This window comes from Azospirillum sp. SYSU D00513 (assembly GCF_017356015.1).
Classification (GTDB): Bacteria; Pseudomonadota; Alphaproteobacteria; order Azospirillales; family Azospirillaceae; genus Azospirillum.
The window spans coordinates 1-15,874 of record NZ_JAFIQV010000060.1 but is presented as its reverse complement, the minus strand read 5'-3'; the positions used below and the strand labels follow the sequence as shown (position 1 = coordinate 15,874).

Genomic DNA, 15,874 nt, shown 5'->3' with positions numbered 1-15,874 from the left:
ACGATCCGCCAAGCCCGCGCGGACACCGTCCCATCAGCGGGAAAATGCCGCCCCTTCGCTGGCGGCGCTGACGCGTGCGAAGGGGTGTCCCGGGCGTGTTTGGCGAGCGCGAACTTGCTGATTTCGTGGGGCGCCGTGCGGCGGCATGCGCCGGTCAGAACGCTCCCAGGAGAACGAGGACGGTCAGCAGCATCCTATGCACAAACCTGTTCCGCCCCGGTTTGAGTCTCGTCCGAAGCCTCTTCTCATGAACCCGCGTCGCGTTCGATCGTCACCCGCACCGGTCCGGGTGTGGTCAGGAGTTCCAGACCGGAACGGATCGCGCCGAGCTTGATGAGGCCGGTCGAATAGCCGAAGTCCTTGTAGAAGATCGCCAGATTGCCCCATGGCGCGTAATAGGCGATGTCGCCGATGGACGGATCGACGCCCGCCGGAGAAGCATCCCTGGTCAGTTTCCTCGGAAGGTAACTGACCTTCTCCGTCGCCGCATAGTCGTCCAGCGTCAGGGTCAGGGGGAGCAGCCTTACGAAGTCACGTGACGTCGGATTGTCGTCCAGTGTGGCAGCGACGGTCCTGTCGCCGATCCTCATGACGATGGTCATGACACCCGTCCGCTGTTGGAGGACATCCTGCGCCGCCGGACTGACCGGCCGGGCGCCGCCATCCTCGGCATGGGCGCCCGTGGCGAGCCCGCCGAGCGCCATGGTGACGATAAGGGCAAGAGACGCAGCTAGAAGGGGCATGGTTTTTTCTCCCTGGCCGCGCGCCGTGGTGCGGGGCGCCACGGCCGCGCGCCGCGTCAGCCGGCGCCGAGCCGCGCCATGCGGGACGTCACGACCGTCAGGGCAGCGGCGGCAAGGAGCAGGGCGGCGCTGGCGCCGAAGGTCGCCTGGTATCCGTACGCGTCGAACAGGAGGCCGCCGGTGACGGCACCCGCCGTGATCGCAAGCTGAACGACCGCCACCAGGAGGCCCCCGCCGGCCTCGGCCTCATCCGGCAGAGTCCGGGACAGCCAGGTCCACCAGCCGACCGGCGCCGATGTGGCGAACAGGCCCCAGAGACCGAGCATGAGCGCCACGAGCGTCACGGAGCCGCCGAAACCAATGAGAAGCACGGCGATCATGGCCATCAGCAGCGGGATGGTGGAAAGAATTCGGTACAGGCCGTCCTTCATGAGGAACCCAATGAGCAGCGTGCCGACGAAGCCCGTCACGCCCATCATCAGAAGCAGAAGCGACAGGGTCGGGACGTCGACATGGGTCACCGTTTCCAGGAAGGGCCGCAGATAGGTGAACAGCGCGAACTGCCCCATGAAGAACAGGCTGACGGCCGCCATGCCCAGGGCCACCACGGGCCTCTTCAGCAGTTTGAAAACGTTACCGGATGCCGGCCGCCTTTCGACCCGCATGGACGGAAGGCTCAGCAGCTGCCAGACGAAGACGATCACGGCGATCGGAACGACGCAGAAGAACGCCCCGCGCCAGCCGATCAACCCTCCCAGGAGGCTGCCCAAAGGCGCCGCGATCACCGTCGCCAGGGCGTTTCCACCGTTGAGGATGGCCAGGGCGCGCGGCACCTGTGCCTCCGGCACGAGCCGCATGGCGGTCGCTGCGGACATCGACCAGAAGCCTCCGATGACGACCCCGATGAACGCGCGGCCGGCCATGAAGATCTCGTAATTCGGCGCGACCGCGACGATCGTCCCTGAAACGATCATCAGCCCGGTCAGCGACAGCAACAGCAGCTTGCGGTCGAGCCGTCCTGCGATGGACGAAATGAAGAGGCTCGTCAGGACGGCGAAAGCCCCGGACACGGAAATGGCCTGTCCGGCCTGACCTTCGGTGATCGCCAGTTTGGAGGCGATCGGCGTCAACAGGCTGACGGGCATGAACTCGGATGCGATCAGCGCGAAGACGCAGAGCGACATCGCGAACACGGCACCCCAGGCCGCCGGCTGCTCCCGGCCTTCGCCGTTTTCCGTGGAGACCTGGACCGACATGTTCTCACCTCGAAAATGCACGGGCGGCAGCGCGGCGGCCTGCCGCCGGAGGGCAGCGCCCGAACCGTCGTTGTTGCCCGAAATTCTGGCGGATCCCAGGCTGATCCGTCACGGCAGAGATAGCCCGGAGCGGGTTCAACGATTAGCCGCTGTAAACCGAATGACATGATGAGGCTTGCTCATTAATCAGGCCGCCCGGATCGGCATGGCGTCCCGGCGGCCGTCCGCCTGGAAGGATGGGAACGCGTCGCGGCGGGCGAAAGTGCGATAGGCGCCGCCCTCGCCGAATTCGGGCGGTAGGACCGTGCCCATGGTACAGGGGCGGCTCCGCCGGGGGTGCCCCGGTCCCCGCCTTCCGCGGGATGGCTCGAAGGGGCGCTCAGCCCTTTTGGGCGCTCACGAGAGTTGCCGCTCCTGATTTATGCAGGGAGTCTTTGGGGCCAGCCGGCCAGGCCCTCCATCCGTGTGCGACCATCGGGAATGGAGAAGGACCGTGATCAAGACGACATCCGTGGTGAAGGGGATCGCTTCCTTCCTTCTGCCCGCCGCGCGCAACAGCCACACGCCCGGCGGTACCATCGCCGCCGAACATTGCTATTCCGCCTTCTTCCGCCATTACCGCCATCTGGAGGCGGCGGGCGTCGCCGGAGTGCCGGCGGTGGTCGCGGAACTCGGTCCGGGCAATTCGCTCGGCATGGGATTCTGCGCGCTGCTGGCCGGCGCACGGCGCTACCACGCGCTGGACGTCATGGACCACACCGATCCCGACACCGATCTCGCCATCTTCGACCGGCTGGTCGCCATGCTGCGCCGGCGGGAGGAGATCCCGCACCGGCCTCCCTACGACACCACCTTCCCCTTCCTGGACCGCCACGAGCTGCCGGCCTCCCTCGTGGCAACGCTGGACGAAAACCTGCGCGACGAGCGGGTCCGGGCGATCCGCGAGGACGTGATCCACCGCACCGGCGCCTTCATTTCCTTCGCCGTGCCCTGGCGGGACCGGACGGACATCGCGGCGGGGTCGGTTGACTGGATCTGCTCCCACGCGGTGCTGGCCCATGTGGACGAGCTGGAGGCGACCTACCGGCGCCTGTCCGGGTGGCTGGCAACGGGCGGGGTGATGACGCACATGATCGACTTTTCCTCGCACCGGCTGACCGAGGCGTGGAACGGCCATTGGGCCGTCGGCGACACCGCCTGGGCGCTGGCGCGCGGCAACCGCCATTTCCTGCTGAACCGACGCTGGTGCGCCGTGCACCGCGCCCATCTTGAGGACACCGGCATGGAGCTGGTGGAGGAGCGCCGCTGGCTGCGCGACGACGGCCTGCCGCGCGACCGCTTCAAGCCACCCTTCCACGCCATGGACGACCAGGACGCCCGGACCTACCTCGCCTTCCTGGTCGCCCGGTCCCGCATGGCCCTGTGGGCGCTGGCGCTTCCGGCCTGGGAGATGATGCAACCGCTGGGCGGAATGACGGCGGCTTGACCTTGGGGCCGCAAGGCAGGATTTGCCGTCGAGGGCTGTCCATCGGGAATTCGGACGTCCAGGATAACCACCATCCGGGCATCCACATGATACGATTTTCATGACGTCCTGACCTGTGGTCAGGACTTCCGCGCCCCGTGGCGCGGAGGGCGGGGCGCGGGGCCGCAGTCGCGGCCCCATACCGGGTTCGGAGGGCGGAATTTTCCGAACCCGGTATAAGAAGGGCAGCCCGAGGGCTGCCCTGTGCGCGTTTGGCTGGGATCAGTAGTCCATGTCGTCCATGCCGCCCGGCATCCCGCCCGGGTTGGCCTGCTTCTCGGGCTTTTCGGCGATCATCACCTCGGTGGTGATGAGCAGCGAAGCGATGGAAGCGGCGTCCTGCAGGGCCGTGCGGACGACCTTCACCGGGTCGATGATGCCGGCCTTCACCAAGTCGGTGAACTCGCCCTTGGCGGCGTCGTAGCCGTAGCTGCTGTCGTTCTGGTCCAGCAGCTTGCCGACGACGATCGAGCCGTCCGTGCCCGCGTTGTAGGCGATCTGGCGGACCGGAGCCTGCAGGGCGCGGCGGATGATATCGATGCCGACGCGCTGCTCGTCGTTGCCCGGCTTGATGCCGTCCAGCGCGCGGGTGGCGTACAGGAGGGCGGTGCCGCCGCCGGCGACGATGCCTTCCTCGACGGCCGCGCGGGTCGCGTTCATGGCGTCCTCCACGCGGTCCTTGCGCTCCTTCACCTCGACCTCGGTGGCGCCGCCCACGCGGATCACCGCGATGCCGCCGGCCAGCTTGGCCAGACGCTCCTGCAGCTTCTCGCGGTCGTAGTCCGAGCTGGTCTCCTCGATCTGCGCGCGGATCTGGCCGGTGCGGGCCACGATGTCGTCCTTGGAGCCGGCACCATCGACGATGGTGGTGTTCTCCTTGGTGATCTGGACCTTCTTGGCCGTGCCGAGCATGTCGATGGTGACGTTCTCGAGCTTGATGCCCAGGTCTTCCGAGATCACCTGGCCGCCGGTGAGGATCGCGATGTCCTCCAGCATGGCCTTGCGGCGGTCACCGAAGCCCGGCGCCTTGACCGCGGCGATCTTCAGGCCGCCACGCAGCTTGTTGACGACCAGGGTGGCGAGAGCCTCGCCCTCGACGTCCTCGGCGATGATCAGCAGCGGGCGCGAGGACTGCACAACGGCCTCGAGAAGGGGCAGCAGGGCCTGGAGGCCGGACAGCTTCTTCTCGTGCAGGAGGATGTAGGGGTTCTCCAGCTCCGCGACCATCTTCTCGGCGTTGGTCACGAAGTAGGGCGACAGGTAGCCGCGGTCGAACTGCATGCCCTCGACGACGTCCAGCTCGGTCTCGAGGCTCTTGGATTCCTCGACCGTGATCACGCCCTCGTTGCCGACCTTCTCCATCGCCTCGGCGATCTTCTGGCCGATCTCGACCTCGCCGTTGGCGGAGATGGTGCCGACCTGCGCCACCTCGGCGTTGGTCGTGACCTTCTTGGCGCGCGACTTGATGTCGGCGACGATGGCCTCGACGGCCATGTCGATGCCGCGCTTCAGGTCCATCGGGTTCAGGCCGGCGGCCACCGACTTGACACCCTCGCGGACGATCGCCTGGGTCAGCACGGTCGCGGTGGTGGTGCCGTCGCCGGCCATGTCGTTGGTCTTGGAGGCGACCTCACGGACCATCTGCGCGCCCATGTTCTCGAACCTGTCCGAGAGCTCAATCTCCTTGGCGACGGTGACGCCGTCCTTGGTGATGCGCGGGGCGCCGAACGACTTCTCGATCACGACGTTGCGGCCCTTCGGACCCAGCGTGACCTTCACCGCGTCGGCGAGGATGTCCACGCCGCGCAGCATCTTTTCACGGGCAGCGGTGGAGAACTTAACGTCTTTGGCAGCCATGTCTCAATTCCTTGAAATTCAGAGTGATAAGACCAATGCATCAACGGGCGGAAGCCTCAGGCCTCGATCACGCCCATGATGTCGGATTCCTTCATGATCAGGAAATCCTGGCCTTCGATCTTGACTTCGGTGCCCGACCATTTCCCGAACAGGATACGGTCGCCGACCTTTACATCGAGCGCCGCAACCTTGCCGCTCTCGTCACGAGCACCGGGACCGACCGCGATCACCTCGCCCTCCTGGGGCTTTTCCTTGGCGGTGTCGGGGATGATGATCCCGCCCTTGCTCTTCGCGTCGGACTCCAGACGCTTGATGACGACCCGGTCGTGCAGCGGGCGAAAATTCATGGAATGCGTCCTTTTGAAAAAGTCTTGGGTGACCGAATGCCGGGGCCGGCCTTTGGCACTCTGCGCCGGTGAGTGCCAGATACCTAATCTCATTCCGCTGAAAGAGCAAGGGAACCCTTTCAATAACCACCAGATCAGGGGAAAATATTTTCCGTTCTGTTTTGCAAGCCGCTGATAATGCAGCGCAAATAATTCCCGGTCCTCGCGGGCTCGTTTGATCATCTGCTTTCATGAGATGAAGTCGCATGGGCCATGCCAAAACCAAGCTGATTTCATACCGGTTTCCCGGGAGGGCATTCGTGTTGGGCGGCTTTCGGCCGTCCCATGAGTCGCCCCACGACGGCTGAGGACATTGGCTTCGCCTGGCCCGCCAGCCTCGGCTATGAGATGGAGCGCCAATCGGCTGTGCAGGAACTCTCGGGCCAGGAGTTTCCGGAAACGGCATGGGAGGCCCTCGCCATTCTTCGGCCCGTATCGACAAGCCGCCCGGCAGCGCTCATGATTTCCCCACCACGACAAGGACAGGGGGAACGACCGTGAGCTTCTGGACCAAAACGCGCCGAATGGCGGCGGGGGCGGTGATCGGGGCGGTGGCGCTGGGGGCGGCGGTCGCCGCCGCGCAAAGTCCGAGCTTCTTCCGGATCGGGACGGGCGGGACCGCCGGCACCTACTACCCCATCGGCGGTCTGATCGCGAACATCATCTCCGGCACGAACGGCGGGGTGCCCGGCCTCGTCGCCACGGCGGTGGCCTCCAACGGGTCGGTCGCGAACATCAACGCGATCAACGGCGGCAGCTCGGAATCGGGCTTCTCCCAATCCGACGTCGCCTATTGGGCCTACACCGGCACGGGCCTGTTCGAGGGCAAGGGCAAGATCGAGGGGCTGCGCGCCATCGCCACCCTGTATCCGGAGACGATCCACCTCGTCGCCCGCAAGGACGCCGGCATCGCCTCAGTCAGGGATCTGAAGGGCAAGCGCGTCTCGCTGGACGAGCCGGGCTCGGGCACGCTGGTGGACGCGCGCATCGTGCTTGGCGCCTATGGCCTGACCGAGAAGGACGTGAAGGCCGAATACCTGAAGCCCGGCCCGGCCGGCGACCGGCTGCGCGACGGGGCGCTCGACGCCTTCTTCTTCGTCGGCGGCTATCCGACCGGCGCCATTTCGGAGCTGGCGACCTCCAGCGGCATCGCGCTGGTGCCGATCAGCGGGCCGGAGGTGGAGACGCTGCTGTCGCAGTACCAGTTCTTCGCCAAGGACACCGTGCCGGCCGGCGCCTACAAGGATGTCGGCGAAACCCAGACCATCTCGGTCAACGCCCAGTGGGTCACCAGCGCCAAGCAGCCGGACGAGACGGTCTACAACATCGTCAAGACGCTGTGGAGCGACGCTGGCCGCGCTACGCTCGACGCCGGCCACGCCAAGGGCAAGATGATCCGGCTCGACACCGCCACCAGCGGCCTCGGCATCCCGCTGCATCCGGGGGCGGAGAGATTCTACCGGGAAAAGGGCGTCCTGAAGTGACGCCCGCCGGGGCGGCCCGCCATGGCCGCCCCTTTCCAATGTCCTGATCGCACACCTCCCGAACCCCCCCCCCGATGGAGCCCGAATGACCGATGCCCGCCGCGAGCCGGCCCCGAACCCCGGCATGGAGCTTGATGAGGCCAGGGCGCGGGAACTGGAGGAACGGTTCGATTCCGAGATCCGCTTCCGTCCGCTGGCCCCGCTCGCCGCGCGGCTGGTCGGCGGGCTGCTGGTCGTGCTGTCGCTGTTCCACTATTACACGGCGGGCTTCGGGCTCCTGTCGGAGGTGGTCCACCGGGGCATCCACCTGGCCTTCGTGCTGGGGCTGGTCTTCCTCGTCTTCCCCTTCTCGCGGCGCGGCCATGACCGGCCCCCCAGGGTCGGCCCGTTCCGGCCGCTGGGCATCGGCTGGCCGGACTGGCTGCTGGCGGCCGGGGCCGTGGCGGCGGCACTGCACGTGCCGCTGATCCCGCTGGACGACCTGGCCTTCCGCGTCGGCAACCCGACCCTGACGGACGTGGTGCTGGGCGGCACGCTGGTCCTGGTGCTGCTGGAGGCGACGCGGCGCTCCGTCGGCTGGCCCCTGCCGGTGATCGCACTGCTCTTCATGGGCTACGCGCTGTGGGGGCCGGTGATGCCGAGCATCCTGGTCCATCCCGGCGCCACGGTGCCGCAGCTGATCGACCATCTCTACCTGACCAGCCAGGGCGTCTACGGCATCGCGCTGGGGGTGGTGGCGACCTACGTCTTCCATTTCGTGCTGTTCGGCGTCTTCGCGACGCGCATCGGGCTCGGTCAGCTCTTCCTGGATTGTGCGGCCTGGGTGGCCGGGCGCTTCGCCGGCGGGCCGGCCAAGGTGGCGGTGCTCGGCTCGGCACTGTTCGGCATGATCTCCGGCTCCTCGGTGGCGAACACGGTGACGGTCGGCTCGCTGACCATCCCCGCCATGATCCGGCTCGGCTACCAGCGGCACTTCGCGGCGGCGGTTGAGGCCACCGCCTCCACCGGCGGGCAGATCACGCCGCCGATCATGGGGGCCGCCGCCTTCCTGATGATCGAGTTCCTGGGGCTGCCCTACACGACGATCATCCTGGCGGCGGTCGTGCCGGCCTTCATGCATTTCTTCGGCGTGCTGGTGCAGATCCATTTCGAGGCCAAGCGCAACGGTCTGCGCGGCTTGCGCCCGGACGAAATGCCAGACCTGAAGGCCGCCTTCCGGCGCGACTGGCCGACCGCCATCCCGCTGGTGGTGCTGGTCGGCGTGCTGATGGCCGGCTACACCCCCTACATGGCGGCCTTCTGGGGCATCACGCTGTGCATCGCGGTCGGGCTGCTGAATCCGCGCAAGCGGATGAGTGTGGGCGAGATCCTCGACGGCCTGCGCGACGGCGCCAAATACGCGCTGGCGGTGGGGGCTGCGGCCGCGACGGTGGGCATCGTGGTGGGTGTGGTGACCTTGACCGGCGTCGGCTTCAAGATCTCCTTCATCGTCACCTCGACGGCTGGCGAGATGGCGGCCTGGGCGGGCGGGTTCCTGCCGGCGGGGCTGTTCACGCCTCAGGGGCTGACGCTGCTCTTCACGCTGATCATGACGGGAATGGTCTGCATCCTCATGGGCTGCGGCATCCCGACCACCGCCAACTACATCATCATGGCGACCATCGCGGCACCCGCGCTGGGGCTGCTCGGCGTCGCGCCGATCGTGGCGCACTTCTTCGTCTTCTATTACGGCGTGCTTGCGGACATCACGCCCCCGGTGGCGCTGGCCGCCTACGCCGCCGCGGGCATGGCCGGGGCCGATCCCTTCCGCACCGGCAACACGGCCTTCCGTCTCGGGCTGGGCAAGGTGCTGGTGCCCTTCGTCTTCGTCTTCTCGCCGTCGCTGCTGCTGGTGGTGCCGGGCTTCACCTGGACGGATTTCCTCCTCGCCTTCATCGGCTGCCTCGTCGGCATCACCTGCCTGGGCGCCGCCCTGTCCGGCTGGCTGCTGACCCGCACGGCGGCGTGGGAGCGCGCGCTGCTCGCCGCCGCCGCCCTGCTGCTGGTGGCCCCGGAATTCTATTCCTCCCTGCTCGGCGGCCTTCTCATCCTTCCGGTGCTGATCCGCCAGGTCGCGGCTTGGCGCCGGGTGGTTCCTTCCATCCCCTGAGAACAAGACGGAGCGCGGTTTCATGGAGATCCCCCGGCCCTACCTGATGTTCCTCGGCGACGTGCCGGACCAGCTCGGCGCCAAGACCGCGCAGGGCATCGTCGACTGGCGCCGGGACTGGTGCCTGGGGCAGCTCCGGCTTCCGGGCTGCAAGGCCGACCTCGGCATCCCGGACCTCACCATCGCGCAGGCCCTGGCCGGCGGCGCCCGGACGCTGCTGGTGGGCGTGGTGAACGCGGGCGGCGTGCTGCCCGACCACTGGACGGGCGTCATCGTCCAGGCCATCGAAGGCGGGATGGACGTGGCGAGCGGCCTTCACGCGCGGCTGGAGGAGAACCGGGCCATCGCCGAGGCCGCCCGGCGCCACGGCCGCTCGCTTTTCAACGTCCGCCACAGCGACCAGAGCTTCGCCACCGGCAAGGGCACGCGGCGGCCGGGACGGCGCCTGCTCACCGTCGGCACCGACTGTTCCGTGGGCAAGAAATACACGGCCCTGGCGCTGGAGCGCGAAATGCGCGCGCGGGGATACGACGCGGAGTTCCGGGCCACAGGCCAGACGGGCGTCTTCATCTCCGGCCGGGGTGTGGCCATCGACGCGGTGGTCGCCGACTTCATCTCGGGGGCCGTGGAATGGATCGCGCCCGCCGCCGGTCCGGACCATTGGGACCTGATCGAGGGGCAGGGCTCCCTCTTCCATCCCTCCTTCGCCGGCGTGTCGCTCGGCCTGCTGCACGGCGCGCAGCCCGATGCCTTCGTGGTCTGCCATGAACCGTCCCGGACCAGCATGCGCGGCGTGGCGCACCCTCTGCCGTCCATCGCCGAGGTCATCGAGCTGACCGTCCGCTGCGGCCGGCTGACCAACCCGGACATCCGCCCGGTCGGCATCGCCATGAACACGCAAGCCTACGGCGAGACCGAGGCGCGCGCCCTCCTTGACGCGGCGCAGACCGCCCACGGCCTGCCGGCCACCGACCCGATCCGTTTCGGCGTCGGCCCGATCCTGGACCGGCTGGCGGCGGAGTTCCACGATGTGAAATCCGCGCCGGGGGGAAGCGTCTGACGGCCTCCCGTTTACTGTTCAGATCCTATGACGGATCGAGCAGCCTCGGGCCGGGGCCTTGCTCGGACAGTTCGTCCCAGGGATTGCGCAGGGGGCATTCGCGGATCGACAGGCAGCCGCAGCCGATGCAGCCGTCGAGATTGTCGCGAAGCCGGACCAGCTTCTCGATGCGCTCGTCCAGCTCGGCCCTCCAGCTCTCCGACATCGCCTTCCAGTCCTCGGCGGTCGGCGCCCGGTCCGCGGGCAGGCTGTCCAGGGCCTTGGCGATGGCGTTCAGCGAGACGCCGAGGCGCTGGGCGACCTTGATGACGGCAACGCGGCGAAGCACCTCGCGCGGGAAGCGGCGCTGGTTGCCGGGATTGCGCCAGCTTCGGATCAGCCCCTTGGCCTCGTAGAAATGGATGGTCGACACGGCGACGCCGGAGCGTTCCGCGACCTCTCCCACCGTCAGGTCCTTTCCGTAGCTGTCCGGGTCGAGCATCCCCATCCGTTTTTCCTTTACCTCAAGCGCGCTTGAGGTTTTACCCTCGAACGGTTCGCCGTGCAAACGGCCTGAACCCAGATCGATGGCCTACAGATACGGAGGAAGACATTGGTGAACGCGCCGCAAGCACAGGAACCGCAAGGGGCGGTACAGTCCGGTGGCGAGGCCGGTTCGGCTCCGGGCGGCTGGAGCGGATGGCGCGGCTTCGTCGTCGAGCGCCGCGTCCGGGAGAGCGACACCATCGTCTCCTTCCACCTGCGGCCGGCGGACGGCGGGCCGGTGCCGCCCCATCGCCCCGGCCAGTATCTCACCCTTCTGGCCGAGGTTCCTGGGAAGGGCGGCCTCAAGCGGACCTACACGGTGTCCTGCGCACCCCATGGGGAAAGCTACCGGATTTCCGTGAAGCGGGAGCCGGAGGGCACCGTGTCGCGATGGCTGCACGACACGGTGAGCGAGGGGACCGTGCTGAAGGTGGCGCCGCCCGCGGGCGAGTTCGTGCTGCCGGCGGAACCCGAGCGGCCGGTCGTGCTGGTCAGCGGCGGCGTCGGGCTGACCCCCATGGTCAGCATGCTGGAGCACATCGCCCACCATCAACCCGGCCTGGAAACCCACTATGTCCACGTCACCACCGACGGCTCCACCCACGCCATGGGGGAGCATGTGCGCGGGCTGGCGGAGGGCCGCCCCAACATCGCCGTCACGACCTTCTACAGCCGCCCGCGCCCGCAGGACGTGCCCGGCCAGGGGTTCGACGAGGCGGGCCGGCTCGGCCCCGACTGGCTGCGCGCCCACACGCCCATGGCCGAGGCGGACTATTTCCTCTGCGGCCCAATCCCGTTCCTGCGCGACCTCGTGTCCGGCCTGGCGGAGGCCGGCGTTCCCGCCGGCCGCATCCATTATGAATTCTTCGGCTCCATGGACCGGCTGCTGGAGGCCTGGCCCGAAGCCCTGGACCTCGCACCGGGCGCCGCCGCACCAGCGGCGGCCGGACCCCGGGGCGGGAGCGAACCCGCCGCCATCTCCCGGCACGACATCGCCGAGGCTCTTCTGAACGCGCAGTCCGACGCGGTGGTGGTGAGCGACCGCGAGGGCTTCATCGTGCTCTGGAACCCCGGCGCCGAACGCATCTTCGGCTTCACGGAAGCCGAGGCCATGGGCCAATCGCTCGACATCATCATCCCCGAAGGGCTCCGGGGGCGCCATTGGGAGGGGTACCGGGAAACGGTCGCCACCGGACAGAGCCGCTACGGGGCGGGCGACCTGCTGTCCGTCCCCGGCCTGCACAAGGACGGCCACCGCATCTCGCTGGAATTCACCATCGTCCTGCTGAAGGACGGGGCGGGTGTCGTGACGGGAATGGCCTCCGTCCTGCGGGACGTGACGGCGCATTTCGAACAGATGAAGTCGTTGCGCAAGAAGGTCGCCGAGCTGGAGGGGCGCGGCTGAAGCGTGATCGGCCGGCGTCGGCGGAGCGGAACGCAAACGGGGGGCTCTTCCCCCGCTTGCGTTCCGGCCGATCAGGGTTCCTCGCCGGCGTCGTATTGGGGCTTCTCGCCGTCCCCCGTGATGTTGTCCAGCTTGGGATCGCTGCTCATGGGGGCGGGGTGGGGAGGGGGCGTGTCCGTTGCGGGCCGGTCCGGATGCGTGTTGTCCGGATGCTTGCCGGCCTGCTTGTCGTCGTACTCGGCCATGGTGATGATCCTCCGTTCGGGGAAGGCGCCATGCCTTCCTGGACCGAGCGTAAGGCCTCCGGCACGGTCGGGGTAAAGCGCGAAGAAGGGTGGGGCGCTGTTCCGCCGGCCCGTTGGACACCCGCGAAAAGCCTTCTCCGCGTCAGGCTGGTGGAAGCTCGCGTGGTATTGCGCGGGAGCCACGCCGATCTTTTCGCCGAACACGTTCCGCATCTGGTCCGCCGTGCCGAAGCCACAGTCGTGCGCCGCCGACTTGAGCGCGCGGCCGCTTCCCTCCAGCAGCCTGTGGGCGGCGTCGATCCGGGCGCCCTCGACGAACTCGTGCGGCGTGATCCCCATCTCCTGCACGAAATGCCGGGCGAGGTTGCGGGCGCTCATGCCCAGAAAGCCCCCCTGCAGAGAAGTCAACCCCGACGTGGTGAAGGCCCAGATGGAGGGCGGCACCGGCTGGGGCATCGGCCACGCGCTGCGCGACCAGATCACCCTGACCGATGGCGTCGTGGACCAGACCAACTTCGACAGCTACGAGCCGATGCGCATGTCGGACATGCCGGTGGTCGAGGTGCACATGGTGCCCTCCACCCTCCGGCCGACCGGTGTCGGCGAGCCGGGCGTCCCCGGCGCCGCCCCGGCGGTCGCCAACGCCTACTTCTCGGCCACGGGCAAGGCCCTGCACGTGCTGCCCTTCGCGGGGGCCGGCGCGGTCTGATTGAAACTGCCTAAAAAGACATCGGCGTTACAACCACTAATCGTCTAATCAATACGATCTGGTAGAGTTCTGACAGGCCGCGAGGCGCCCGACCATGACAACACCCGGGATGCACGCCGCCCCGAGCCCGTCGGGCACACCCTCCCGCCGGATGTCAGGGACGGTCGGGGCTCCAGCGCCCGATGCGGCTGTATATGCCATCCCGCAGCCGCCTGACTTCCTTGTTGAGGTCTCCAAGCTCCGCAGAGGTCTGGCCGGACGCTTCGAGCAAGGCTTCGCCGAGGCAGCCGGCCCTGTCCTCCAGGGCGCGGCCCTGGTCCGTCAATGCGACGATCACCTGCCGCTCATTGCCGGGATTTCGGGTCCGCCGCACCAGCCGGGCCGCCTCCAGCCGCTTGAGAAGCGGCGTGAGGGTGCTGGATTCCAGAGCGAGTTGCTCGGCCAGGGCGCCGATGGTCTGTCCATCCTCGCGCCACAGGACGTTGAGAACGAGATACTGCGGATAGGTCAGCCCCAGCGCGTCGAGCAGCGGCTTGTACGCCCGCTGTATGGCAATGCCGGCCGAGTAGATGGAATAGCAGAGCTGATGCTCCAGGGGCGGTGGGCGCTTCGGTTCGGCGGGCATGACGGGCTCCTTGCATCCGGCGGCGGCCGGAAATCTTATCGCAATAAACTTTACGCTTGATCATCCCCACGCGCCACGTTAAAGAAGAAATATACCGCGATAACAGTTATAGCGGTATCTGATTTAGCCTTCCATGCCGCGCCGGAGCCTCTTTCGGCCCGCCCGCGACCGTCACCGCCAACCCGATCACAGACCCCCAGGGAGAAACCCGATGACCACCAAGATCCGCCATCTCATCGCCAGCGCCACCGTCGCCGCCGTGGCGAGCGTCTCCGGCGCCGTGCAGGCGCAGCCCAAAACGCCCATCCCGCAGACGCAGGCCGTCAGGAACGTCGTGCTCGTGCATAGCGCCTTCGCGGACGGCTCCGGATGGCGGGGCGTCTATGACGAACTGACCGGCTGGGGCTACAAGGTCAGCATCGTCCAGAACCCGCTCACCTCGCTGGCCGACGACGTGGCGGCCACCCGCCGCGTCCTCAGCCGGCAGGACGGCCCCGCCATCCTGGTCGGCCATTCCTATGGAGGCACCGTGATCACCGAGGCGGGGTCGGGGCCGGACGTGGCCGGCCTGGTCTATGTCGCCGCCCTAGCACCGGACGCCAGCGAATCCACGCTCGACCAGTTCGCCCAGATCCCCCCTCCTCCCGGCTTCATCATCGAGGAGCAGTCCGACGGGTTCGGATTCGTGAACGGGCCGAAGTTCAAGGAAGGTTTCGCCGGTGACACGAGCGACGCCGATGCGGCCTTCATGCGCGACTCGCAGGTTCCGATCGCGATGTCCGCCTTCACGGCCAAGGTAACCCAGGCGGCGTGGCGGGCCAAGCCCAGCTGGTTCGTCGTGGCGACGGAGGACGGCGCGATCGATCCGAAGCTCCTGCGCGAGACGGCCCGCCGCATCGGGGCAACCACCGAGGAGGTGAAGGGCAGCCACGTCGTCTTCCTGACGCAGCCCAAGGCCGTCGCCGATGTGATCGACCGTGCCGCACGGCAGGCAGCGCGCTGAGCCGCTGGAGGAGTCACCCCGGCGATCGACGCTCGCCACCCGAACAGCAGGACGAACCAGCCGCTGCCATCAGGCGGCGGAAACCCACCCATGGCCGCAGAGAGCCAATCAGGAGATCCATTATGGCCATCCGCCACACCATCGCCGCCGCACTGTCCACCGTTGCCCTGCTGTCGGGCCCAAGCCTCGCCGCAGACTTCGCATCGCAGCTGAACGAGGCCAATATCAAGGCTACCGAGGCCACCCGCGAAACCCGTGAGATCGCCGCAATTCACTTGAGCGCAGCCGAAGGCTACAGCAAGGCCGGCAATCAGGTGAAGGCGCAGCAGTACCTGAACTTCGCCCGCAGCAAGCTGGGTCTGCCGGTCAACCAAGCCCAGGTCGCCCAGCCGGCGATCGCCCCCAGCGGCGCTGCGGCCCAGGTCGTGCAGGACAGCGGCATCGTCGGGCTGTACCCCGAAGCCCACTGACCGGCGTTGTCGCATAAATCCGCTTCGTGGTGCGGAAAGTCGGCGCAGCGGGTATAGAGGCAGCCTGATTCGCCTGCCCAAGCTGCTGGCCGCCGCGTAAAGTACGCCCGGAGTCCGCCTGAATGGCGGCTCCGGAAGCCTCGAAGCGAGGCAAAAGCGCTCCATCTCGACCAAAACGGGCGTAGAAAACTCCATTTTCAAGCCCCAGCGAAGGCAAGAGCGCTGCACAGGCTCGTTTTTCCGCGTCCTGCTAAACCGCATGCTCTGCCTGGGACGCCCGGACTCTGTCCGCGTTGTGTGATCACGGACACCAACCTGCCAGCATCAGCTTTCGCTGCCTCCATGCAACATCTATGGACGGCCCCCACCCTGCAAGAGCGTTTTTCAACGTCACGGCCCGAGGGTCGGTTGCTGCCATCTATCCGGCCTACT

General features: G+C 67.5%; 15 protein-coding genes. 8 read left to right on the top strand and 7 right to left on the bottom strand.

Features of this window, described 5'->3' with window-relative positions; translation table 11 throughout:
* Positions 1 to 245: 245 nt before the first annotated feature.
* Both JUB11_RS29055 and JUB11_RS29050 read right to left on the bottom strand, forming a co-directional pair.
* On the bottom strand, positions 246 to 743 hold the full coding sequence (locus JUB11_RS29055) for a cyclophilin-like fold protein (RefSeq protein ID WP_247887408.1): 498 nt from the start codon (positions 741 to 743) through the stop codon (positions 246 to 248).
* A gap of 56 nt (positions 744 to 799) precedes the next feature.
* Entirely contained in the window at positions 800 to 1,999 is a 1,200-nt protein-coding gene (locus JUB11_RS29050; RefSeq protein WP_247887407.1) for an MFS transporter, read from the bottom strand.
* A 493-nt stretch (positions 2,000 to 2,492) separates the two neighbouring features.
* On the opposite strand from JUB11_RS29050, the gene JUB11_RS29045 reads away from it, so the two are divergent.
* Complete coding sequence (locus JUB11_RS29045) at positions 2,493 to 3,485, top strand: hypothetical protein (RefSeq protein WP_207462291.1); 993 nt, start codon at positions 2,493 to 2,495, stop codon at positions 3,483 to 3,485.
* A 261-nt stretch (positions 3,486 to 3,746) separates the two neighbouring features.
* On the opposite strand, the gene groL is transcribed toward JUB11_RS29045, so the two are convergent.
* Both groL and groES read right to left on the bottom strand, forming a co-directional pair.
* On the bottom strand, positions 3,747 to 5,381 hold the full coding sequence (gene groL / locus JUB11_RS29040; protein ID WP_207462290.1) for a chaperonin GroEL: 1,635 nt from the start codon (positions 5,379 to 5,381) through the stop codon (positions 3,747 to 3,749).
* Positions 5,382 to 5,437: 56 nt separating this feature from the next.
* Positions 5,438 to 5,728: a co-chaperone GroES gene (groES, locus tag JUB11_RS29035; protein ID WP_207462307.1), complete on the bottom strand. Its 291-nt coding sequence runs from the start codon at positions 5,726 to 5,728 to the stop codon at positions 5,438 to 5,440.
* Positions 5,729 to 6,264: 536 nt separating this feature from the next.
* On the opposite strand from groES, the gene JUB11_RS29030 reads away from it, so the two are divergent.
* The 3 genes from JUB11_RS29030 to dgcN all read left to right on the top strand — a co-directional run bounded on the left by JUB11_RS29030 (position 6,265) and on the right by dgcN (position 10,460).
* The gene (locus JUB11_RS29030) at positions 6,265 to 7,251 is read left to right on the top strand and encodes a TAXI family TRAP transporter solute-binding subunit (protein ID WP_207462289.1); all 987 of its coding nucleotides are present in this window, start codon (positions 6,265 to 6,267) and stop codon (positions 7,249 to 7,251) included.
* A gap of 85 nt (positions 7,252 to 7,336) precedes the next feature.
* Positions 7,337 to 9,400 carry a TRAP transporter permease gene (locus JUB11_RS29025; RefSeq protein ID WP_207462288.1) on the top strand — a complete coding sequence of 688 codons (2,064 nt, stop codon included), beginning with the start codon at positions 7,337 to 7,339 and terminating at the stop codon, positions 9,398 to 9,400.
* A 22-nt stretch (positions 9,401 to 9,422) separates the two neighbouring features.
* Positions 9,423 to 10,460, top strand: a complete 1,038-nt coding sequence (dgcN, locus tag JUB11_RS29020) for an N-acetyltransferase DgcN (RefSeq protein ID WP_207462287.1) — start codon at positions 9,423 to 9,425, stop codon at positions 10,458 to 10,460.
* Between the two features lie 25 nt (positions 10,461 to 10,485).
* Here dgcN and soxR read toward each other — a convergent pair whose 3' ends face one another.
* Entirely contained in the window at positions 10,486 to 10,947 is a 462-nt protein-coding gene (soxR, locus tag JUB11_RS29015) for a redox-sensitive transcriptional activator SoxR (protein ID WP_282189200.1), read from the bottom strand.
* Positions 10,948 to 11,055: 108 nt separating this feature from the next.
* Between soxR and JUB11_RS33060 the strand changes: the two genes are divergently transcribed.
* Positions 11,056 to 12,390, top strand: coding sequence for a PAS domain S-box protein (locus JUB11_RS33060; RefSeq protein ID WP_348771531.1), 1,335 nt, complete (start codon positions 11,056 to 11,058; stop codon positions 12,388 to 12,390).
* A 71-nt stretch (positions 12,391 to 12,461) separates the two neighbouring features.
* On the opposite strand, the gene JUB11_RS29000 is transcribed toward JUB11_RS33060, so the two are convergent.
* Complete coding sequence (locus JUB11_RS29000; RefSeq protein WP_207462286.1) at positions 12,462 to 13,013, bottom strand: helix-turn-helix domain-containing protein; 552 nt, start codon at positions 13,011 to 13,013, stop codon at positions 12,462 to 12,464.
* Here JUB11_RS29000 and JUB11_RS28995 point away from each other — a divergent pair.
* Positions 13,012 to 13,344 carry a molybdopterin cofactor-binding domain-containing protein gene (locus tag JUB11_RS28995; RefSeq protein ID WP_207462285.1) on the top strand — a complete coding sequence of 111 codons (333 nt, stop codon included), beginning with the start codon at positions 13,012 to 13,014 and terminating at the stop codon, positions 13,342 to 13,344. The two genes, JUB11_RS29000 and JUB11_RS28995, sit on opposite strands and share 2 nt — an antisense overlap.
* Positions 13,345 to 13,498: 154 nt before the next feature.
* On the opposite strand, the gene JUB11_RS28990 is transcribed toward JUB11_RS28995, so the two are convergent.
* Entirely contained in the window at positions 13,499 to 13,969 is a 471-nt protein-coding gene (locus JUB11_RS28990; protein ID WP_207462284.1) for a MarR family transcriptional regulator, read from the bottom strand.
* A gap of 211 nt (positions 13,970 to 14,180) precedes the next feature.
* Between JUB11_RS28990 and JUB11_RS28985 the strand changes: the two genes are divergently transcribed.
* Both JUB11_RS28985 and JUB11_RS28980 read left to right on the top strand, forming a co-directional pair.
* Positions 14,181 to 14,972, top strand: coding sequence for an alpha/beta hydrolase (locus JUB11_RS28985; protein ID WP_207462283.1), 792 nt, complete (start codon positions 14,181 to 14,183; stop codon positions 14,970 to 14,972).
* A gap of 122 nt (positions 14,973 to 15,094) precedes the next feature.
* Entirely contained in the window at positions 15,095 to 15,442 is a 348-nt protein-coding gene (locus JUB11_RS28980; RefSeq protein WP_207462282.1) for a hypothetical protein, read from the top strand.
* Positions 15,443 to 15,874 lie beyond the last annotated feature (432 nt).